16 protein-coding genes, 2 tRNA genes, 3 rRNA genes and 1 pseudogene are annotated in these 22,957 nt (G+C 40.5%); 5 read left to right on the plus strand and 17 right to left on the minus strand.

Features of this window, described 5'->3' with window-relative positions; translation table 11 throughout:
• Window positions 1–199: 199 nt before the first annotated feature.
• The 5 genes from AACH28_RS14295 to AACH28_RS14315 form a co-directional block, all read right to left on the minus strand.
• Complete coding sequence (locus tag AACH28_RS14295; protein ID WP_312357092.1) at window positions 200–2,602, minus strand: polysaccharide biosynthesis tyrosine autokinase; 2,403 nt, start codon at window positions 2,600–2,602, stop codon at window positions 200–202.
• Window positions 2,603–2,620: 18 nt separating this feature from the next.
• Window positions 2,621–3,406 carry a polysaccharide biosynthesis/export family protein gene (locus AACH28_RS14300; protein ID WP_201639789.1) on the minus strand — a complete coding sequence of 262 codons (786 nt, stop codon included), beginning with the start codon at window positions 3,404–3,406 and terminating at the stop codon, window positions 2,621–2,623.
• Between the two features lie 73 nt (window positions 3,407–3,479).
• Window positions 3,480–5,411, minus strand: coding sequence for a nucleoside-diphosphate sugar epimerase/dehydratase (locus AACH28_RS14305; protein ID WP_312357091.1), 1,932 nt, complete (start codon window positions 5,409–5,411; stop codon window positions 3,480–3,482).
• A 244-nt stretch (window positions 5,412–5,655) separates the two neighbouring features.
• Window positions 5,656–7,647 (minus strand): hypothetical protein, encoded by a 1,992-nt coding sequence (locus AACH28_RS14310; protein ID WP_341830807.1) that lies wholly within the window; start codon window positions 7,645–7,647, stop codon window positions 5,656–5,658.
• A 91-nt stretch (window positions 7,648–7,738) separates the two neighbouring features.
• Complete coding sequence (locus tag AACH28_RS14315) at window positions 7,739–8,443, minus strand: hypothetical protein (RefSeq protein ID WP_341830808.1); 705 nt, start codon at window positions 8,441–8,443, stop codon at window positions 7,739–7,741.
• A 426-nt stretch (window positions 8,444–8,869) separates the two neighbouring features.
• Here AACH28_RS14315 and AACH28_RS14320 point away from each other — a divergent pair, with 426 nt between their 5' ends.
• The gene (locus tag AACH28_RS14320) at window positions 8,870–10,477 is read left to right on the plus strand and encodes a DNA/RNA non-specific endonuclease (RefSeq protein ID WP_341830809.1); all 1,608 of its coding nucleotides are present in this window, start codon (window positions 8,870–8,872) and stop codon (window positions 10,475–10,477) included.
• Between the two features lie 60 nt (window positions 10,478–10,537).
• Window positions 10,538–11,182 carry an HAD family hydrolase gene (locus tag AACH28_RS14325; protein ID WP_341830810.1) on the plus strand — a complete coding sequence of 215 codons (645 nt, stop codon included), beginning with the start codon at window positions 10,538–10,540 and terminating at the stop codon, window positions 11,180–11,182.
• Window positions 11,183–11,308: 126 nt separating this feature from the next.
• Here the strand turns inward: AACH28_RS14325 and AACH28_RS14330 are convergent, their stop codons facing one another.
• Window positions 11,309–11,515 carry a hypothetical protein gene (locus tag AACH28_RS14330; RefSeq protein WP_312357081.1) on the minus strand — a complete coding sequence of 69 codons (207 nt, stop codon included), beginning with the start codon at window positions 11,513–11,515 and terminating at the stop codon, window positions 11,309–11,311.
• Between the two features lie 210 nt (window positions 11,516–11,725).
• Here AACH28_RS14330 and AACH28_RS14335 point away from each other — a divergent pair, with 210 nt between their 5' ends.
• Window positions 11,726–12,004 (plus strand): DUF4342 domain-containing protein, encoded by a 279-nt coding sequence (locus AACH28_RS14335; protein ID WP_070561781.1) that lies wholly within the window; start codon window positions 11,726–11,728, stop codon window positions 12,002–12,004.
• Window positions 12,005–12,069: 65 nt separating this feature from the next.
• Here AACH28_RS14335 and AACH28_RS14340 read toward each other — a convergent pair whose 3' ends face one another.
• From AACH28_RS14340 to AACH28_RS14360, 5 genes and pseudogenes are all read right to left on the minus strand, one after another.
• Window positions 12,070–12,306, minus strand: coding sequence for a hypothetical protein (locus AACH28_RS14340; protein ID WP_341830811.1), 237 nt, complete (start codon window positions 12,304–12,306; stop codon window positions 12,070–12,072).
• Window positions 12,307–12,879 carry a family 20 glycosylhydrolase gene (locus tag AACH28_RS14345; protein WP_341830812.1) on the minus strand — a complete coding sequence of 191 codons (573 nt, stop codon included), beginning with the start codon at window positions 12,877–12,879 and terminating at the stop codon, window positions 12,307–12,309.
• Window positions 12,876–13,580, minus strand: coding sequence for a family 20 glycosylhydrolase (locus AACH28_RS14350; protein ID WP_341833119.1), 705 nt, complete (start codon window positions 13,578–13,580; stop codon window positions 12,876–12,878). The genes AACH28_RS14345 and AACH28_RS14350 overlap by 4 nt, the downstream gene beginning before the upstream one ends.
• A 42-nt stretch (window positions 13,581–13,622) precedes the next feature.
• Window positions 13,623–13,883: pseudogene (locus tag AACH28_RS14355) on the minus strand (glycoside hydrolase family 20 zincin-like fold domain-containing protein); the annotation flags it as partial.
• A gap of 14 nt (window positions 13,884–13,897) precedes the next feature.
• On the minus strand, window positions 13,898–14,023 hold the full coding sequence (locus AACH28_RS14360; RefSeq protein WP_341833142.1) for a hypothetical protein: 126 nt from the start codon (window positions 14,021–14,023) through the stop codon (window positions 13,898–13,900).
• Window positions 14,024–14,516: 493 nt separating this feature from the next.
• Between AACH28_RS14360 and AACH28_RS14365 the strand changes: the two genes are divergently transcribed.
• Window positions 14,517–15,245, plus strand: coding sequence for a hybrid sensor histidine kinase/response regulator (locus AACH28_RS14365; protein ID WP_286778595.1), 729 nt, complete (start codon window positions 14,517–14,519; stop codon window positions 15,243–15,245).
• A gap of 572 nt (window positions 15,246–15,817) precedes the next feature.
• Here AACH28_RS14365 and rrf read toward each other — a convergent pair.
• From rrf to AACH28_RS14395, 6 genes are all read right to left on the minus strand, one after another.
• A 5S ribosomal RNA gene (gene rrf, locus AACH28_RS14370) occupies window positions 15,818–15,929 on the minus strand.
• Between the two features lie 128 nt (window positions 15,930–16,057).
• Window positions 16,058–18,939, minus strand: a 23S ribosomal RNA gene (locus AACH28_RS14375).
• Between the two features lie 228 nt (window positions 18,940–19,167).
• Window positions 19,168–19,241 (minus strand) — tRNA-Ala (locus AACH28_RS14380).
• A gap of 11 nt (window positions 19,242–19,252) precedes the next feature.
• A tRNA-Ile gene (locus tag AACH28_RS14385) sits at window positions 19,253–19,326 on the minus strand.
• A gap of 121 nt (window positions 19,327–19,447) precedes the next feature.
• Window positions 19,448–20,976: ribosomal RNA gene (locus AACH28_RS14390) — 16S ribosomal RNA — on the minus strand.
• The 16S, 23S and 5S rRNA genes sit together here with 2 tRNA genes alongside, the layout of an rRNA operon.
• A 1,126-nt stretch (window positions 20,977–22,102) precedes the next feature.
• Entirely contained in the window at window positions 22,103–22,258 is a 156-nt protein-coding gene (locus AACH28_RS14395; RefSeq protein WP_341830813.1) for a hypothetical protein, read from the minus strand.
• 58 nt (window positions 22,259–22,316) lie between these two features.
• Between AACH28_RS14395 and AACH28_RS14400 the strand changes: the two genes are divergently transcribed.
• Window positions 22,317–22,931, plus strand: a complete 615-nt coding sequence (locus tag AACH28_RS14400) for a hypothetical protein (protein ID WP_341830814.1) — start codon at window positions 22,317–22,319, stop codon at window positions 22,929–22,931.
• Window positions 22,932–22,957: the final 26 nt, after the last annotated feature.

Raw genomic sequence — 22,957 nt, forward strand, 5'->3', positions numbered from 1 at the left:
TAAATTAATAGTTGTAACTAATTTTTGTAAAAGCTCAAAATATTACATTATAACCTTTTATTTACAGTTTATGCAGAAATGCTTTGAAACTGCTTTTCAAAAAAACTCCAAATTAATACAGCAAAAAGAGTACCAACAAAAAAGCACCAATACTAAATATTGATGCCTTTTAATAATTGATATAATATCTGATAACTAGCTACTTTTTAGCAGATTTAAATAAATTTCGAAGAAAGTCGAATCTTCTACTACTCTTATCTTCTCTCTCACCATAACCATAACCGTAGCCATAGCCATAGCCATAACCTCTGGCAAAATCGACATCATTAATTACAAAAGCCATATTTTTCAATTTACTTTGTTGATAAAGCTCTTTAGGCACTTGTAACAATCTTTTATCGAGATAATTTGCTCGTGACACATAAATAGTTAAGTCGGCATTATGGGCAATTAATACAGTATCAGTCACTAAGCTCACGGGAGCCGTATCAACCAAAACATAGTCATAATTTCTACGTCCGTACTCAATAACGTCGTCAAAATGACCGTTCATTAAAAGTTCCGCGGGATTTGGAGCGACATAACCCGAATAAATAATATCAAAATTGTAATTCCCAGGTTTCTTTATTACGATATTATCAAGTTCCATGTCGGGATTAATCATATACTGCGTGATACCTATATTGGTGTGTTGAAGGTGTGCAAGTCCCAAATAATCCAAAACTTTAGGACTTCGGATATCTGCACCTATCAGAAGTACCTTTTTCCCAGACATGGCAAGAATTTTCGCTAGATTAGTTGACACAAACGACTTCCCTTCTCCAGACGTTGTTGAAGTAATAAAAATAACTTTCGAATCATTTTTATTAGGTCCCAACATGAAGGACATATTTGTACGGAGTATTCGAAAAGCCTCAGCTAATGAAGAACGATCATTCTCCTGGATGATAGGATGGTCACTTCTAGGAATCTCTCCCAATATAGGAGCTTTTATAAGATCTTCAATATCCTTCCTAGACTGAATTTTGTTATCCAATAAAAACTTTAAATATAATATACCAAATGGCAAGATCACCCCAACAATTAAAGCTCCTAACAACACAATACTTTTCTTAGGAGATACTGGAATATTGGAGCCAAAGGCTTCATCAATAATCTTTAAATTGTCCGGTGTTGCTGCGGCCTTGATCTCATTCTCTTCTCTTTTTTGTAATAAAAAAAGATAAAGAGATTCGACAATCTGCTGCTCTCTTGAAATATCTTTAAATCCACGTTCTTGTTTAGGAAGATTACTCAATTTACCTTGTAACTCCGATTTCTTAGCTTGGGCAGAATTTAGGGCTAATTGTGTAACGTTTCGGTAATTATTTAATGACTTTATCACATTGTTATTCAAGACTCTAATATTATCATTGATATTTTTAATGACAGGATTATCAATAGTAGAAGACTTCAATAAACCATCTCTTTCTAATACCATCTTATTATACTCAGCAATTGTCTTTTCAATTGAAAGATCCTGAAGGCCGATATTTGTAGGCAAAAGTTCGGTATTGTTGGATTGCACATATTGCTTCATATAATCAACCAACTGAAGCTGAGTTCTTTGTTCTACAACTTTCTTATCTGATTCTGAAGCATTTTCAAGAAAAAGCTTCGCTTCAGATTCAACATCAATTAGACGATTCCCTTCTTTAAAACTTTCAGCTTTACTATCGACATGAGACAAATCCCCAGAAATTTTATCGAGTCGCTCGTTGATAAATTTAGACGTAGCCTTAGTAAGTTTATCTTTATCTTGAGTAAGATCTATATTATATTGATTAATTAATTCATTAATAATTTTAGAAGCCTGTAAGACTGAGGCAGAAGTAGTTGAAAAATTAATAATATAGGATTGCTTTTCTTGATTAGGAGTCACATTTATATCCTTCACTAAATTCTCTAATGCATTCAACCTAGGAAGAACTGTAATGTTTATACTTTTATTAATAAAAGACTGAATAATTGGAGTTTGAGGCAAAAGAATAATCTCACCTAAACTTGACTTAACTTTTGTTCCAAGAAGAATCTCTTTTGTATTCTTTCCAAATTCATCTTCGAGAATTACTTTTGTGGGAGAGAGTATATCAACACGAAATCGTCCTTTTATTGTATCTTGGTAAGATATATTTGAATTTACCAAAAAGAGGCGAATTGGGGATTCTTGTTGTGCTAACATTTCTTTCTTAAATCTACCTTCAGAATAAGAAATGTTCAAATTCAGCGTATCGACAACTTTTCCCGCCAATCTTCTAGATTTAAGAACATCAATCTGATCCATTACTTTAGCCGTATTACCAGCACTACCAGTGATAGATGCGAGATCCGCTAGGCCAGCCAACTCACCTTTACCTTCATTTTCATTTGGCAGCAGTATTTTAGCATCTACTTTATATTGCTTAGTTGCAAATTTAAGATAAAGAAATGCACTAAATAATACGATTGAAATAGACAAAACAAACCATTTCCAATAGTAAAAATATTGCTCAAAAAGGGCTTTTATATTTATTTGCTGGTCTTCTTGTGAATCAGAACTCAATTGCGATAAATTATCAGGCATAATAAAATTTGTAAATTTTTAACGTACAATAACAGAAATAACAGTGATAATCAAACCAACTACTGAGATCAACACATTCGTATTCTGACCATAATTAGCATTTCGAATTTGAGATTTATTTGGTTCAACATACACAACATCATTTTGTGCTAAATAATAAAAAGGGGAATTTAAAGCACCTTGTTTAGAAAGATCCACTCGATTAACCGTTTTTTGTCCATTTACCTCTCGTATGACCAAGACGTTATTTCTTACCCCTTTCATCGTCATATCTCCAGCCATACCTAAGGCCTCAAGCAATGTTATACGCTCATTTTGTAATGGAAATGAGCCCGGACGAGCCACCTCCCCAATCACCGTCACTTTGAAATTATTGAATGACATATTAACCCCTGGATCAACAATATATTTCTTTAATTCTCCCCGCAATTTATCCATCGCTTCCATTCTTGTCAAACCCTCCAAACGAATCTTACCTATTACAGGGAAATCAATCATACCCATTTGGTCGACGGTGTAAGTTGGCTTCATTGCCAAATCGGTACTAGTAGCACCATTCATTTGATAGGGGCTAACTTGATTAAATGGCATAGCAGCTTTCAAATCAGCAGCAGAAACAGTTATTGATAAAATATCATTAGGTTGTATACGTGGAATGTATTTTTCGTAATCATTAACAATATTTGTCGAGTCGGATTGGAGGTATATTATACTTTTTCGAGAGCCACATGATGTTAGCCCTAAAACTATGCTTGTTAGCAATAATAATTGAAAATAATGTTTAAACTTAAAATAAGTATGCATGAATGAAGTATTATTTGTATAATTCGTGGTAAAAATATCATTTTTTTATTGAATAATCATCTCAAGATTACAATTAGGTTGCTACTTGAACCCCATCATTATCAAAATCCAATACACTAAAATCTGAATTTTGGGATTTAAATTCTGGAACAATCTCTTTTAAAACTTTTACCAAGGACATTGCGTCCATTTTTTGCAATGAGGTCATAGTAACAAGTTCTTTCAATTTTTCACATTTAAATGCTAGATTTTCATGATTAATTTTTGCAATCATAATTTTAGGATGGTGAGTTTCCAGGGTATTTTCACCATTTGCTAACAGTTCTTCAAAGATTTTTTCACCAGGTCTAAGTCCCACTATTTTGATATCAATATCCTCAGGATACCGATATCCTTTTAAACGAATCATCCGTTTAGCCAAATCCATAATTTTGACAGAGCTACCCATATCAAAAACAAATATCTCCCCGCCTTGGCCCATAACGGCAGCCTCCTGAACTAATTGACAAGCCTCCGGAATAGTCATAAAATAACGTGTAATATCAGGATGCGTAAGTGTAAGTGGACCTCCTTCAGACATTTGCTTCTCAAACAAAGGAATAACTGAACCATTTGAGCCTAATACATTTCCAAAACGTGTAATAACAAACGATGTATTACCCTTACCATAACAACTGCTGACATAAATCTCAGCAGCTCTCTTCGTTGCTCCCATCACATTTGTAGGATTTATCGCCTTATCAGTAGAAATCATAACAAATTTTTTGGAATTATACTTTAAGGAAAGGTCTGCAAGATTCTTAGAGCCAACAACATTTGTCCAAATAGCTTCGTAAGGGTTATCTTCCATTAGTGGAACATGTTTGTAAGCAGCAGCGTGAAAAACGATATCAAAATTATACTGATTAAATAAATGATCTAAGAATACAAGATCCCTAACATCGCCAACAACACACTTTATTTTATCAGAATTATTCAGGTTTAATGATTGCTGCAAATCATAAAGTGGAGATTCGGCCTGGTCTAATAAAACCAGTTTTTTAAATCTTTGTTTTGCAATTTGACGAGAAAGTTCCCCCCCGATAGATCCTGCAGCGCCCGTTATCAGAATTACTTTATTCTCAGTCTCAGCTGTTATTTCAGGATTGTTCAATTTTATATTTTTCCTCCCTAATAAATCTTCTACTTTAAGAGGCCTAATTTCTCTCTTGATACCCGAATTTAACAATAAATGGGCCGGAGGCATAATTTTCAACTCAACTTTCAATTGCTGAAAAGCATCTGTTATTTTGGCCAATCTTTCGGGATCGTCATTTTCAACCGCTATAATAACATCAGAGATATCATTCCCTCGAATAAAATCTTTTGTTAAACTAGAAATATCGATTATAGGCAACCCCGCAATACGCTTCCCCACACGCGAGGCCTTATCTTCAACAAATGCGATAACTTGATATTTTGTCCTCTGATCTTCTTTCAGTAAAGAGAACGCAACCAAACCTGGTCTTGAAGCGCCAAAAATCAACACTTGCTTCATTTTTCTATTCCTCAGAAACAAACTTTCATATATTGTACGATAAAAAACTCTGGAGGCAACCAAAGAAACCATCGTAAAAAAGGTATGCATTAAAAGTACACCATATGATAATCTAAGAAAACCAAATATATTCTGATCTTCACCGAAGAAAACCCGAACTATCACACTTAATAATGCCAAAATCATAAAAGCAAGCCAAGATGTTTTAAATATCTTAACGGCATCACTTAGCCCTGTTTGCCTTACAATACCTTTGTAGGTTTGCATTATCACAAAACAGCTGAGGTAAATAATCAGTACAATAGGTGCCTTCCACATCATATCAAATATATCTAGACTTCCCTTAAAGCTATTAACGATAAAATTCGAAAAGACATAGCAAAACAAAACTATACCCAAATCAAATAATAATACAACCCATCGTGGATTTTCTTTGCGAAGCCTTCTTCTTAAATATGATAAATTCATAAAACCAAATATTTCATGGGTTACAATAACGTTTCAGTATTATCAAAAAACAAACCAAAAAAGAAAATTATCCTTATTTTTCCGGGACCGAAAGCACTTTTCATAAAACGAACAAATATACATCAAATTTAGAATTTGATGTATACTAAAAACGACACTTCGTAACTATTTACAGAATTTCATATACCTTTTATACTTTCATAACACATTTTTATCACAAAATAAACAACCCCCTATTGTAGCACTACCTTTTATTTAATTCCGCCATAATTTGATCCAGTAAGTAGCTGATCGCACCGTCGCTCATCTGCGGCAGTCGTGTGGACATTTCAACCTCAGCACGGTTGCCTACTATACCCTTGGAAGTGATCGCTGTACTGCCATATTGATTGAGCTGCGCCACCGTTGCTTCCCATTGTCTTCCCGGTGTTACGCCCATTTCCTTTAACATTGTCGGTAACTTTTTTAGGTCAATAGCCGCAGACATCTTATTTTGCTTCATCAGTTTTACAAAGTCTTTATTTCCGGGAGCATTCATCTTATTCTGACGGATATCATTTAGGGACAATGAGTCATTACTAACCATTACCAAATCTTCTTTCAAGAGAACATACATTGGAAAATCCTTGGCTTTCTGTTTTGAAAACGCATAAATGCCATCATAGACCTGCCCAACTTGCTTTGAAACAGCCATGTCCAAGCCTTTTTTTATCAGACGTTGATCCTTCGATGTGAACATCCAAATAAACACCGGAAGTGTTTCTTCCTTGGTCTTTTTCACTTCGGTTGCATTGTAATCATCGTCATAGGTGTAATCGATATAATCTTTTTTGAACTTACGAAGACCGTTAACAACCACGAGGTGGTCTCCTGGCATTACCTGGGCAATGGCCTTTTCATCTAGTGCTATTTCAAGAGCCATCAGTCCCCATTCGACAAGGTCCTGTTGAGGCCCCAATAAACCGCTATAATATTTTGCCATATAGGCAGGCATTTCTCTGAGATAAGCCTCCGAATTAATATTCACATTAAAAAAACCTAAGGTTTTATCCGTTAAATATTTACTGAACTTCGAATTAGGTTTTCGCGCATACATTCTTTTGGTCATCTCAGCAAGGGCCTTATCTAAACCCACAGATCCCTTTAATTTCAGCACATTGCCCTCTTGCACTAAATCCAATAGACCGTCTTGATAACCCGTCTTGAACTTATCCAGTTTAATTCCCATATAATAATAAGGAAGAGAGGTGGTATAAGGCAATAGACCACGATATAGATCCTCTACATGAGGAACATACAATCGAACAAGCCCGAGATTCTTTAGAACCTTCTCCTGATCTGAAATTGACAGGGACTTATAATTTCCTGAAAGCAAACGGGTAGCCTCATTCAACAACCATTTATCGCGTAAGCCGTGACGAATCGAATCGTTTTTCCGATTTTGATCTTCATAGGCCGTATAAAGCGAATCATAATAACCCGGATCATGCATGTCTGCCGCGTCAGCCGCTGCATCCGCAGCCGCAGCCGAAGCAATATCAACAACTGGTGGCAGTACTTCTGTAGCACCTACTATCGTATCAGGTTCTGCAGCTATAGCAACCGGTGGGGATACTGGCACCGCTAGATTTTCATCCGCATCCCAGACTACGGCAGCAGAGTCCATTGCGGCTACAGTTGTATCTGCCCAAGCATCTTCGTCATCAGCTGGACGTGCAACGTAATCCACCTTTTTGATTCCATAACGACTAGCGATCGAATCATTATCCAAAAAGGTAGTATTTGTCGTCGCCGAAATAAATCGAGCAACCCGATCGTTATACACCAACATACTGCCGGCTTTGAGACCTATGCTCGTATAACCATTGGCAAATGCCTTGGGTTCTCCAGCCTCATGAAGCAGTTTCTCAAATTGCCCCCTGTTGTTCAAGGAAAATATAAATTCCGTAAAACTGATACTATCGGTCTTTCTGGTATAAAAATAGGCCGTTTGAGATAGGTCTACTCCCAAATTTTTAATATCATTGTTCGCTGAAATTCCCGATGTCTCAAAAAAACCAGTCTTTTGGAGTAACTCGTTCAGTTTATTTGCATTTGCTTTCTGCACAATATCTTTCATATGGAAAGCTGCAATCATTTCTGCATCTTCAGGGATCTGTTTGATCAAGTCCTGTGCCTTTACACCTGTCCCAAAAGACAAACAGGCTAATCCTAGCAGTATAAATTTTGATTTCATTTTATAAATAATTTTTCAGCTACACCCAACCTACGCTATAGAAGCGCTTTCAGCAACTAAATATGGCCCTGGTTTCACCAATGTTATTAGGTTATTTTGTTAATGTGATTTTATTTGCCAAACTCGATTTACCATATACCAAATCCATAAACGGTAGCTTTAGCAAGACCCCTTTCTTATTTCCGGCAACCTTTGCCTGGCCGTTTGCCTGAGATGCTATCGATTTTTCAAAACGAATAATCTGCGTATAGAATGCGTCTGCAAACTGGGTCGTATTATCGCTTCCCAACTGATTGAATTTGGTCTTCCAGTCAGCAGAAGCCACAAATTTGCGTTCAAACACATTGCTTTGCGCGTTATAATAATAGCGGTTTGAATTCGATATTTTCGTTTTAAATCGATTTGCCAATATATCTGAAAAGGCATTCAACGATTCTATCTGACTAAAGTCACATGAAATATTAACGATATAATTGGTAAAATCTGTGCTGTACTGCACATTAGAAATACCTTTAGTCTGCTTGAGCAGCTGAACAGCAGATCGAATCTCTTTCTCCATATCGGCTTGAGAAGGGATCTGTATGCCCTTGATACTTTTCATCTTCATTAAAGAAGCTACCTTGGTCTTGCTTTTACTTAAATTCAATGTCGCTGCAATATGCCCAGAACCATTCGTTTTTAAGTCGATCTGCTCAACAAAATCAAAACAGCTCGATAATGTCAACGCCATTACAACGGCACAGATCATCGTATAAAATCTTTTCAATTTTCCTTTCACTTTAAGTACTTCATCCATTACAACGTTGTAACGATTAAAAATTTGTCAAATCAATATATGTTTTGACATGAACAGCAAACATTGTGCTATTTTTTTCCTATTGACAAATTTATTAAAAACGAGAATGCAGTTTACTACCTGATTTCAGGGAAAAATGAAGAAAACCAATGCAATGCTATTACTCCTTCACAAAGGAATTAAAACTGCTATCCTTAGCCCGACGCATCACGAGGACAAAAGCAATATTATTGTCTTAACAACTGTTTAAAAATGCTAAATATACATCCAATGAGATGCTAAAAAACCTGAATAGTCCCTAAAATATCTATCTCAAGATCAATTGAATACAAATCTTACAACCAGTAGCACTGAAAATATAGCTATAATGTATAGTCAACTTGCCTATTTTTGCCGTCACTTTATCAATATATACGAACTATTCATATGACGAACAAGAACACAGCAATCCCGGATCAAAATATATTCTGGATAGCTTACTTTATAATTGCATTGCTTACTTTTAGCTCTTGTCAGAAAACCGAATCTAGAATTGATCGAGCAGCGGTACAATTTACCTCCACCATTGTAGGCCAAATCAATACAAAAACGACAGGGACTTCTTGGGATAAAAATGATCAAATTGGTGTTTATATGTACAGATCCGACCAGTCTTTGGTAGCAACGTCGCTTATCAACCAAATCCAAAATCACCCCTTCATGTTTAACGGTTCGCTTTTTCAAAGTAGTAGCCCAGTCTTTCTACCCAATGAAAAAGTAGACTTTATCGCCTATTATCCTTACAAATCACTAGTAGACTTTCAATACCCCATCAATGTAAGTGATCAGTCCAATGTTGCAGCTTTAGACCTGATGTATGCAAGCAATGCCAAAAATATCGATAAAAGCAACAACACAATACCCCTTATTTTTGTACGACAGTTGAGCAAAATCAACATTAATCTATCCATTACCAATACAGCCGCATTGGAGACCAATCAGATTATAGTAAAAATGCCAGCGATAAGCATCCAAGGAGGATTCGATTTGACAACAGGAAAATTGGATGTTAATTCTACCGAGAAAAAGGAAGTGCACAAAAAGGTATCTGTAAATGCCAATAAAACCACTCGCATAGAGTTTGTGCTACTGCCCGGAGAAGATATCACAGGAAAAGCGATTAAATTTATTGCCACTAATGGTGAAACCTATACCTGGACAGCACCGCATAATCAGCAGTTAAAGAATTTAGTAGCGGGTAGCCAGTATAGTTTTAATATCAACATTGACAATGGAAAACTGACGGGAGAAATTGGTGATTCACAAGCTTATCTAGAAATACCCAAAATGAGTAATCTCAGTAGTGATGAGATATTTATACAACATTTTATGCCAGACGCAAGCGATAGTAGGAATTATGCAATGCTATATGATAAAAAGCTAAAAATGGCGTATTGGGTTGCATATCCCTTGTACAACAGCATTTTAGGCTCAGGCAACCGTACGGATGCCTGGGGTTACGACCCTGCTGTATCAACAGCATTTCAAGCCAATCTATTTAAGGGATTTCAACCAACAGGCTACGATAGAGGGCACCAGTTGCCAAGTGCTGACAGGAATTTCAATATCGCTCAAAATAAAACAACATTTTATTTTACCAACATGACAGCACAGGTTTCACGCCTTAACCAAGGGATTTGGGCAAACCTGGAAACGAAAGTCAGAACCTGGACCGCACAGTGTGACACGATGTATGTCGTAACCGGCGCAATACCTAAGACAAGCACAGATAACAGCCTCGATTTTGCGCAGGACAACGACGGAAAAGATATTGCCAAACCAAAATACTATTTCAAAGCCTTGGCAATGAAAAAAGGAAACGAATATTATACCATTGGTTATAAGATAGACAATGTCATTCCTCCCGCAGGAAGCACATTCGAAAATTATAGGTTAACCGTAAGCGAGCTGGAAAAAATAACTGGATTCACTTTTTTCCCTGATCTAAATGATACGCAGAAAGGAAATATAAATACCTCCATTTGGAATTATTAGGTTCCTTTTAATCTCATCATTCCACTATGGTTCTATCTCAATTTTTACTAGATTTATCAGATGAAGATTATACTATTTGATCTGGACGGAACACTGCTAGACACATTACAGGACCTCGGGGACAGCTGCAATGCTATTCTTGAACAATATGGATATCCAACCCATCCCCTTGTTGCTTATAAGAAATTTGTCGGCAACGGTGTCCAAAAACTTATCGAACGCGCATTACCGCAAGAAGCACGGACAGAAAAAATCATCTCAACTTTACTCCGTGCCTTTAAAGTGTATTATGAACAAAAACCTGTATCGCATACACGACCCTACACAGGGATCATACCGCTACTACAAGAACTGAAATCATTAGGCTATCTCATCTCGGTAGCATCAAATAAATACCATGAAGCGGTGATACCTTTGATGGCCGAATACTTTCCCGATATTTCATTTGATCTCGTCCTGGGGCATCGAACAGGTCGCCCCGCCAAGCCTGATCCCGATATTGTCTTCGACAGTATCCAAACACTCGGTGTTAGCAAACAAGATTGCTTTTATGTAGGCGATTCATCCGTGGATATGGATACCGCCAATAATGCAGGGGTAACAGCTATTGGTGTTACTTGGGGCTTTCGGGAAGAGAGCGAGTTAAGACAACACGGTGCACAGCATATTATCCACCATCCACAGGAACTGTTGGAAATTCTATAAAAGAAAAGCGGGACCTAAATCAACACTGATTTAAGTCCCGCGTTCACTCCCAATGGTCTGGAGTAGCGCTCATATACGTTTGAAATGCCGATGAGATCGCGAAAACCTTCGCGCGAACGCTAAAATTTACATTTTTGCATCCATTAATTGATCAGCCTGTACTTTGGGCCTACCAAGCTTCATTTTTACAACAAAAGCTTTATCTGTATTAAACGTTGCCGGAAGAACAACATCATAATATGTATTCTTATCAAGATCCAAACCAATGTCGGAACGTTTAAGAGCTAATGATTGACCATTTTGCAATAAGACAGCTTCTACCGGAATTACCACGATTCTATATAGTCCAACTTATTCAAAGACAAACAACACAACTATTCGGGACGATCAATATACTGTTTCTGTAAAAAAGTATTAACCGATAAAAGCGGGTCGTTTACCGAGATTGTCTCGAGATTGGCCTAATGCCCCTCTTCAGGGCCATATTTGCTTCCTATCTTTGAGTCATCAAATAAGAAATAAAAAAATTAAAAAATAAACATCATGGCAACTAAAACAACATTCAGCATCAACAGTAAAACAATTACTAAAGTTTTTCAAGATCTTTTTGATTCCTTCAAAAGCTCCCGTTTAAAAGTTTCCTCCAAGAATGGACAAGAATACTTAAATATCTCCTTGTTATTGGCTGTAATCATCGGAATTATTTTCCCTGTAGCTTTCATTGCATTGATTATTTTAAGTCTGATTGCACCGATTGAAATTGCAATCCTTCAAGAAGTAAAAGAAGAGCATGCTAATCAAAAGATGATTGAGCTCAAATAAATAAAGCTTCTATACCTTATAAAGAGCTAGGGCTTTCCAACGGTTGGATAGCCCTAGCTCTTCTCTTATTTCCTTTCTATCTTATCAAACGCTGTATTAGGAGACAAATTAAATGTAAAATTTCCTTTTGAATCCACACCGCCAGCACCTCTGACACGGGCTTTGATTTCGTATTTCGATTGGGGATTATAATTCGTTACCGTAAAATTGTAGTAAAAAGGTTTGATCTTGTTGGTTCCCCTAAATTTATCCGCAAGCGCATGATGTCCATCCTCTGCAATGACCTGCCCGTCCTGTAGCAATTATACGGCATCGATCTCCAGAAAATTCTTCCCCTCCACAAAGAAAAATCCAGCTTGCGCTCGTCCATTATCGTAAATCTTCCTGCTCACGTCAAAAGTTAGAAAGCTATACGTTTCCTTGATATCATTAGGGCCCCATGATCCGGCAATATATCCCCCGGGACGATAATAATCAATACGCATGGAGTCTAATCTTGGAAGATTGGCATCCAATCGATGGCTGAACGCTGAATAATCTTTTGCTGACTTAGCAGCCCATCCAATTTCAGCAACCGCAAGCAATCGCGGAAAATTCTGCACATTCAGGTCTTTAATATCCTGGGCCAACGCTGTCCACATATTTCCCTGAACACCGAGGACAAGCTGATCCTCAGCCGGACTAAGCCCTGCAGAAGGATCAAATTCATACACTCTTTTCAGCGAGTTTATCTGCGGATAGGCCAGGTCAGTCATAGTCCCATCATTCCGATCGGCCTGTGTAATATCAAAATAGAGATGCGATGCTGGTGTGGCCACGGCTTTAAACCCATCTTTGGTCGCTTCCTTGATCGCTTCTTCACCAAGCCAGCTCATAATCGCTGTGCTCTTTGGTAAGTTTTCATATCAGAAACGCGTTGAACGAAATAGCTCTGAAGGGCTTTGACATCCTTAATCTGGTGCTGCTTCATAAAATCCTGCACGTGAGCCTCTTTTTCCCACAAATCGTGACGAACCTCATCCCCTCCAAAATGAATATAACTACCTGGGAAGAGATTAGCGATTTCAGTGAACACATTATTTAAGAATTCATACGTAAACTCTTTTGTCGGATCCAATGTATTGGGGGTAAATTGATTTCCCCAATATCCCCAAGATGACACAAAAGGAAAGATGTGATTCGGGTAGGAATTTTTGTTTACCCCAAGTTCAGGATAGGCTAATATGGTTGGCCATGAATGTCCAGGAACATCAATCTCGGGCACAATCGTAATATTACGCTCTCGAGCATAATGAACAACTTCCTTGATCTGCTCCTGTGTATAAAATCCACTGCGTTCTGCAGGTTGCTTTTCTGTTCGATGAAATACCGTCGCATTTTCCATGGTCAATTTGGGATATTTCTTTATTTCGATCCTCCAGCCCTGGTCATCCGTCAAATGCCAATGGAACGTATTCATTTTGTATAATGCCATGACATCCAAATACTTTTTCACGGTTTTCACATCGAAGAATGTCCGGCTCACATCTTTCATATAACCGCGCCAATGATAGCGGGGATAATCTTTAATTTTCACAGCCGGAATATTCCAGCTTATTTCTTTGGTTGGGCTACCACCCTCGAAAGCTGTCGGTAAAAGTTGCCGCAGTGATTGCGTTGCATTGAAAAGCCCATGGGAGCTTTTTGCTGTCACGACCACTCCCCGATTGGAAACCTCAAGCTGATAGCCTTCATCATTAGGTGTTGTCAATTTAGAGTCTAGGTTAAATTCAATGCTATTGCTCGCCTGTTTCTTTATGTTCAGGGGATAATGCGTTACTTTTCTCAGCTGCTCAACAAACAAAGACACATCTTTCGCATCGCAGTTCTTAAAACTTAAGGTAGTTTGTGGATTTACAGAAACTGGCCCGCTCCCATATTGATTTCCTGAGGTTTGGGGATAATAGCAATCCCAGACTGCGCATAGAGCCCTTGCGCAAATAAAAGGGATAACGGTACTGAACAGAGGAGTGTTTTCATTAAAATTTAAGTTTTTATTTTTAAATAAACAGACAAAAAAAGACCGTTTATTGGTTTCGTTATGCAAAATAAAAAATAAAAAATGATCCTTCTACTCCAACTTTCAATCAAACGATTGTGTAATATTTGAAAAAGTAGCTGACTGACCACAGCAGTAATCGACTGATATGATTTTTTAGTATTAAATTTGACTTCCATAAAAATCAAAATGGACTATAGTTAAATTATTGGAGGTGAAAGAACAATAACGTGAAAAACAGTAAAAAATTATTTATTATCAGGACAGTTTTAATTGCTTTTCTGATTCTTTCCTTGGTTTATATCGGTTCGATATTTACCTATCAATATATTGAGTACCAAAGGACCGAAGCCCGTTTAAATAAAGCATATAGTTCTAAAAATCAATTGACGAATCTTTTCTACGAAGCTCATTAGTTATATTGATATTGATCCCAACATCTCAATCAAAAGCGGAACATATCGTGTACGTCAGATTGTTTCCAATCTGCTGAGCAATGCGATTAAATATACAAATAAAGGTCAGATCGAGGTGAAAGCATTTATCAGCAGCGATCAGAGCTCCAAATTACATATAGTAGTTAAGGATACAGGAAAAGGTATCTCTGCAAAAGATCAAGGACATATTTTCGAACAATATTATATGACCGATCAAAAATCCAAGCATAGTTTCGGATTGGGCTTACATATATCTAAGCTTATGACCGAGCAACTAAACGTAACCTTAAGTGTTAGAAGCCAACAGGGTAAGGGATCCATATTTACATTAGTCGTTCCATTAACCGAAGAAATTAAATACATGAAACAAATAACGAGCTTAGACAAACTTTCAAAAAACTTACGTTTTGTTGTTGTTGACGATAACCCAATTAATAACTTATTTGTTAAACAGGCATTACTACATTTCTATGATGTAAAGATTTTCGAAGATTCCTCCACTGCAATCGCATACCTCGAAAAGAATAACGCTGACATTATCATTACTGATCTCAAAATGTTTGGCCCTACCGGTTGGGACATTTTGAATACTGTCAAAGACAGTAATCTTAAACAGGAATGGAACAGCAAGGTTATCGCCCTCACTTCAGACGAGTCACAAGTAACCGTACAAATTCCCGAAGGGCAGCTACATCAATTTGATGGCGTCATGACCAAGCCTCTGGACAAGGCTATCCTTGCTCAGCTTATAGCAAAGATTTTGTAAGCGTGCTAGTCAAAAACATTACTCTTCAATACCTGTGTAAAAAAAACTACCTGCCGTATCAAGATTCTTTAAGGAATTGGATAGCCTTCCTATTCTTGCTTAACTCCATTTTTACAAACAAGGACCATATAATCCACCGCTAGCATAGGCAAAAGCTACAAACCTATTACGAAGCTGTTTATAGACAACATAAATAGCAATAAAGGCCCGATGCCAATAGTACTAATTCAAAATTTCGCCATATTGTAGCTATCTCTCGCAAAGGGATGAAAAGAGTTTCTGAGGAATATCCGGTTATTCGGGAAGTAATGCTGCAGCTTGCAGGTTTAAAGAAAAGGGCATTGGGTTTAAGTGAGATAGGAGCAATGTACCATTACCACTGAGCACAGTAACAGTTGTGGTTGCAGGACTGCTACCGTCTGCGGAACAGCTACCGATGGACCGGGCACACCAACGGTCCTATGCTGCGAGAACCGATAGGCGGAGGATATGCAATGGCCTGTACAGGGAAATACGGAAGTACTTAAACGAAAGAAACCCTTGACTGTTTCCAGCAAGGGCTTCCGTGTAAAAAAAGGCACCGACCTACTCTCCCACCTGTTACGGCAATACCATCGGCTCTGGCGGGCTTGACTGCTCTGTTCGGAATGGGAAGAGGTAGACACCGCCGATATAGGCACCTAAAAATCTTTATTGGATGATCTATGATATTCTTATCATGTGATTCATGCCAAATGACATATGTATTGAAAGAGGTTCGTTTCTTGTTTGTTTCTTAAAAATTAAAGAGGAAGACAACAGTGTCTGTCTGCTTGAGAAAGCTTCGGGCTATTAGTACCACTTGGCTTTGGTCTCTCAACCTTTACACCTATGGCCTATCAACGTAGTCATCTTCTACGACCCTATAAGGAAGTCTCATCTCGTGGCTAGTTTCGCACTTAGATGCTTTCAGCGCTTATCTATTCCAGACGTAGCTACCCTGCCGTACACCTGGCGGCATAACAGGTTCACCAGAGGTCTGTCCAACCCGGTCCTCTCGTACTAAGGTCAGATCCACTCAAACTTCCAACGCCCACAACAGATAGGGACCGAACTGTCTCGCGACGTTCTGAACCCAGCTCGCGTGCCACTTTAATGGGCGAACAGCCCAACCCTTGGGACCTTCTCCAGCCCCAGGATGTGACGAGCCGACATCGAGGTGCCAAACCTCCCCGTCGATATGAGCTCTTGGGGGAGATCAGCCTGTTATCCCCAGCGTACCTTTTATCCTTTGAGCGATGGCCCTTCCATACAGAACCACCGGATCACTATGTCCGTCTTTCGACCCTGTTCGACTTGTCGGTCTCACAGTCAAGCAAGCTTATGCCATTGCACTCCACGTACGGTTACCAAGCGTACTGAGCTTACCTTTGAAAGCCTCCGTTACCTTTTTGGAGGCGACCACCCCAGTCAAACTACCCACCAAACAATGTCCTCGGCATTGCCGAGTTAGAAACCGAATACAGAAAGGGCGGTATTTCAAGGTTGATTCCATGACTCCTGGCGAAGCCACTTCAACATCTCCCGCCTATCCTACACATCCTGTACCCAATCTCAATGTTAAGCTATAGTGAAGGTGCATGGGGTCTTTCCGTCCCGTTGCGGGTAATCGGCGTCTTCACCGATACCACAATTTCACCGAGCTCATGGCTGAGACAGCGCCCAGATCGTTACACCATTCGTGCAGGTCGGAACTTACCCGACAAGGAATTTCGCTACCTTAGGACCGTTATAGTTACGGCCGCCGTTTACTGGGGCTTCGATTCAATGCTTCTCTTGCGATGACATCCCCTCTTAACCTTCCAGCACCGGGCAGGTGTCAGGCCTTATACTTCATCTTGCGATTTTGCAAAGCCATATGTTTTTGTTAAACAGTCGCCTGGGCCTTTTCACTGCGGCTGCTCTTACGAGACAGCGCCCCTTCTCCCGAAGTTACAGGGCCATTTTGCCGAGTTCCTTAGCCATGACTCACTCGAGCACCTTAGGATTCTCTCCTCGACCACCTGTGTCGGTTTGCGGTACGGGTCTTCATAACCTGAAGCTTAGCGGGTTTTCTTGGAAGTCTGTTTACCTGCTCTATCAGCGCCACCGGAGCTTTGCTGTACTATTGGGTTTCAGCAGGGTCGGCGGATTTGCCTACCGTCCCTATACCTACGCCTTTCAACGAACTATTCCGTCAGTTCGCGGCAGTGTCACTACTCCGTCACCACATCGCAGTTATGAAGAGTACTGGAATATTAACCAGTTGTCCATCGGCTTGCCCCCTTCGGGTGCGCCTTAGGTCCCGACTGACCCTGATCCGATTAACGTTGATCAGGAAACCTTGGTCTTTCGGTGGGCGGGTTTCTCACCCGCCTTATCGTTACTTATGCCTACATTTGCTTTTCCATAACCTCCACAGTTCATTGCCAAACTGCTTCTCCGGCGATGGAATGCTCCCCTACCAGATGTACATATTTCAGTACAAATCCATAGCTTCGGTACCGTTCTTGATGCCCGTTTATTATCCACGCCCGGCCGCTCGACTAGTGAGCTGTTACGCACTCTTTAAATGAATGGCTGCTTCCAAGCCAACATCCTAGCTGTCTGGGCAACCGGACCTCGTTAGTTCAACTTAGAACGAATTTGGGGACCTTAGCTGATGGTCTGGGTTCTTTCCCTCTCGGCCTTGGACCTTAGCACCCAAAGCCTCACTGCCGGCTATATTTGATAGCATTCGGAGTTCGTCTGGATTTGGTAGGATTTGACTCCCCCGCACCCAATCGGTAGCTCTACCTCTATCAAACTCTACGCCGACGCTGTTCCTAAAAACATTTCGGGGAGTACGAGCTATTTCCCAGTTTGATTGGCCTTTCACCCCTACCCTCAGGTCATCCGGAAACTTTTCAACGTTTATCGGTTCGGTCCTCCATTACATGTTACTGCAACTTCAACCTGCCCAAGGGTAGATCACAAGGTTTCGCGTCTACCTCATCTGACTATGCGCCCTATTAAGACTCGCTTTCGCTTCGGCTGCGTCCCTGAAGGACTTAACCTTGCCAGACAAGAGTAACTCGTAGGCTCATTATGCAAAAGGCACGCTGTCACAGGACCTGCCTGCTCCAACCGCTTGTAAGCACACGGTTTCAGGTTCTTTTCACTCCCCTGTTCGGGGTTCTTTTCACCTTTCCCTCACGGTACTGGTTCACTATCGGTCTCTCAGGAGTATTTAGCCTTACCAGATGGTGCTGGTGGATTCCCACAGGATTTCTCCGGTCCCGCGGTACTCAGGATACCACTATGTCAACATTCTTTACCTGTACGGGGCTCTCACCCTTATTGCGCAGTTTCCCACCTGCTTCCAGTTCATAGCGCTGTACAATGTCGTGGTCCTACAACCCCGACCATGCCGTAACATGATCGGTTTGGGCTCTTTCCCGTTCGCTCGCCACTACTTGGGAAATCATTGTTATTTTCTTCTCCTACGCCTACTTAGATGTTTCAGTTCAGCGCGTTCGCGTTTTATACGACTATTCTTCAAATAGTCAGGTTGCCCCATTCGGAAATCTCTGGATCAAGTCGCATTTGCCAATCCCCAAAGCTTATCGCAGCTTATCACGTCCTTCTTCGCCTCTGAGAGCCTAGGCATCCCCCGTGTGCCCTTATTTACTTTCTTCACCGGCATAGCCTTTTGCTACTATGCGGCTGCTTTTGATATATATACACATATGCTAGGTTCGGGATCGTTCGGCCTTGACCGAGGGTCTCTCCCTTACTTCAGACACATACACGTATTGTCTCTATACTGTTGTCTTCTCTTGTAATTTTTTTTCTCTTTCAATATGTCAAAGAACTCTTTTTCCGGATTTTCTGAAGTATATCGCTATACACTTCCCCGGTGATGTGGAGAATAACGGATTCGAACCGTTGACCCCCTGCGTGCAAGGCAGGTGCTCTAGCCAGCTGAGCTAATTCCCCAATCGTTTTCGTAGTCCCGAGCAGATTTGAACTGCTGACCCCTACATTATCAGTGTAGTGCTCTAACCAACTGAGCTACGGGACTAGCTTATCTTGTTCATCTCTTTCTCTCGGTCCTGCTCCCTTAGGGGCGGGCACTTTCTTCTGATGTTTTTTCTTCTTGCAATCATATGTAACGTGACGAGCACCGATCTTCGATACTCTAGAAAGGAGGTATTCCAGCCGCACCTTCCGGTACGGCTACCTTGTTACGACTTAGCCCCAATTATCGGTTTTACCCTAACACGCTCCTTGCGGTAACATGCTTTAGGTACCCCCAACTTTCATGGCTTGACGGGCGGTGTGTACAAGGCCCGGGAACGTATTCACCGCGTCATTGCTGATACGCGATTACTAGCGAATCCAACTTCATGGGGTCGAGTTGCAGACCCCAATCCGAACTGTGAATGGCTTTTAGAGATTAGCATCATATTGCTATGTAGCTGCCCGCTGTACCATCCATTGTAGCACGTGTGTAGCCCCGGACGTAAGGGCCATGATGACTTGACGTCGTCCCCACCTTCCTCTCTGTTTGCACAGGCAGTCTGTTTAGAGTCCCCACCTTAAATGCTGGCAACTAAACATAGGGGTTGCGCTCGTTGCGGGACTTAACCCAACACCTCACGGCACGAGCTGACGACAGCCATGCAGCACCTAGTTTCGTGTCCCGAAGGACGAGTGCGTCTCTGCACTCTTCACTAACTTTCAAGCCCGGGTAAGGTTCCTCGCGTATCATCGAATTAAACCACATGCTCCTCCGCTTGTGCGGGCCCCCGTCAATTCCTTTGAGTTTCACCCTTGCGGGCGTACTCCCCAGGTGGATAACTTAACGCTTTCGCTTGGACGCTGGCTGTCTATCGCCAACATCGAGTTATCATCGTTTAGGGCGTGGACTACCAGGGTATCTAATCCTGTTCGATCCCCACGCTTTCGTGCATCAGCGTCAATACCAGCTTAGTGAGCTGCCTTCGCAATCGGAGTTCTAAGACATATCTATGCATTTCACCGCTACTTGTCTTATTCCGCCCACTTCAAATGGATTCAAGCCCATCAGTATCAAAGGCACTGCGATGGTTGAGCCACCGTATTTCACCCCTGACTTAATAGGCCGCCTACGCACCCTTTAAACCCAATAAATCCGGATAACGCTCGGATCCTCCGTATTACCGCGGCTGCTGGCACGGAGTTAGCCGATCCTTATTCTTCCAGTACATTCAGCTAAATACACGTATTTAGGTTTATTCCTGGACAAAAGCAGTTTACAACCCATAGGGCAGTCATCCTGCACGCGGCATGGCTGGTTCAGGCTTCCGCCCATTGACCAATATTCCTTACTGCTGCCTCCCGTAGGAGTCTGGTCCGTGTCTCAGTACCAGTGTGGGGGATTCTCCTCTCAGAGCCCCTAGACATCGTCGCCTTGGTAGGCCGTTACCCTACCAACTAGCTAATGTCACGCGAGCCCATCTCTATCCTATAAATATTTAATAATACTCCGATGCCGGAGAATTATGTTATGCGGTGTTAATCTCTCTTTCGAGAGGCTATCCCCCTGATAGAGGTAGGTTGCTCACGCGTTACGCACCCGTGCGCCACTCTCACCATCTTCGAGCAAGCTCTCCGATGGATCCCGTCCGACTTGCATGTATTAGGCCTGCCGCTAGCGTTCATCCTGAGCCAGGATCAAACTCTCCATTGTAAAATGAAGTTTTTGATTCTAACTATTTATAATAATCAGAATTCTTTTTTTTATATCTCTGATCTTGGATCGAATTGAACGAATTACTTGAATTTGTTCATGACTTTCGTTTGTCTACTCGTCACGCTTACATGATTGTGTTTTCTTAAAGAACTTTTGTCGCTTCAACTTCCGTATCCGCTATATTCCGATGGCATTGCGCCGTCTTTATCGTTTTGTTTTTCCCTTCGTTTCCGTTGGGACTGCAAAGGTAGAAATCTTTTTTGAACTTCCAAAAACTTTTTGAAGTTTTTTTTCTTTTCCCTTTTTTCGATTTCCGCGTTTAAAATAAACTGAGCGGGATTTTAATTCCTGCCAAACTTCTCTTAAACCCTTCTTTTTTCAGGATTCCCTCTTTCGTGGTAACCGTCCCTCCCTTGCGGAGTGGTGCAAAGATAGGGAGTTTTCACAATCACTTCCAAGCCTTTCGTTCTTATTTATTTCATTTTGTCCCTAACTACCTGTAACGGTGCGAGATTCTTTTTGTAAAACAGGTGATCGGAAGGCTGGGATGGCTGATCCGGCTGCCAGATTGGGCCACATAGCGGCATCGAGCAACGAAAACATCCCGAATTGCACCTGCCGGATCTATCGCCCCACCGACGCAGCATAGCAAAGGGAGATCGGAAAACGCAAACATACCCGAACAGAGAACAACAGAAGAATACCGCAGCACAGCAAAAGAATGAGAGCATACACCGCTCCGGATTACCCATTAAATGATCACACTCTTTTACTACTTTACTTAGGGTTTGTTTAGGTATAGCTTAGGTTATAGCTAAATAAATCCTAACCAAAAGCTAACTAAATACTAATTAAAATCTAACTTAAAGAAGAACTAAATAAAAACGAATAAACATAACATTATGTAAATAACCCTACAAGCGTCCCAGCATCCAACCAGAATCACCATGATATAGGCATTTTTGGAGGGTTTATGGGATCAAAGAAAATGAGCAAGAGAAAGCGTTCAGCTTGTAACACGTTTAGAATAACGACTAAGTTCAAAAAACATAACAACCAAACAAAAGGCTCCGAATCAATTTAGATGATTCGGAGCGTCAGACGTTATTATAGTTTACATGCTCTAATCTCTTAATGCTGTAAGATCAGCCTTAGGCTTGGGCAAGTTCATGTTTTTAATTGCCAGGCGACAGGCATCAACCATTTCCTGCGTCATGGTATAGGTATACATAATCGTCGTATTCCAACGTACCAACAAAAAAGAATCCGTATTTATCAAATAAATCTGTCAAATCCAATTTGGCCACTTCGCAGGCTGTTTTAACAAAATTCAGTTGATGAACGGCAGGATTACGCTCTCCCATCATCCGATCGGATCTCCAATCCGAACGCTGTCTTCTCGGTTTATTCATATTCTGCTGACGGAAATTAAACAATGGACGTGTCTGGTGTACGTGACCTACCTCAATTCCGGGACTAAAGTTGAACTGATAAGTAATACCAAAACGAATCTCTCGCCACTGACCGGCCTTTCTACTTCCGGCTTTAGCTTTTATTCCAACAATGGCGCCCAGCTCTGGTCTGTAGGCGGTGAAGCAGGTTATTTTTTCCAAGATAAACTAGCTGTCAAAGCAGGATTAGGTTTCACTGGTCAAAGATATGTATTCGATTTTGATGGCCAAAAAATCGAATTGAATTCTACACATTCGTTTATTTATAAAGCGGGATTAAAATACTATATTATCAATCAATTTCCCGTGCAGGTAGATCTAGGTGGTATTAATAGTGGTGGCGAGAATGCTTTCATTTTCGGAGGTCAACTCGGTTATGCCCTATTTTTAAAAGAAAACATTGCCATAGAGCCGGCAGTACATTATGATCATGGCTTCAACGACAATGCCGATGGCATCAATGCTTTCAGCGCAAGGATAGGCTTTTCACTGCATTTCTAGAATGACTAAAAAATAAAAGGGGAAAT

The sequence above is a fragment of the Sphingobacterium thalpophilum genome, assembly GCF_038396785.1.
In the GTDB taxonomy this organism is placed as follows: Bacteria; Bacteroidota; Bacteroidia; order Sphingobacteriales; family Sphingobacteriaceae; genus Sphingobacterium; species Sphingobacterium thalpophilum_A.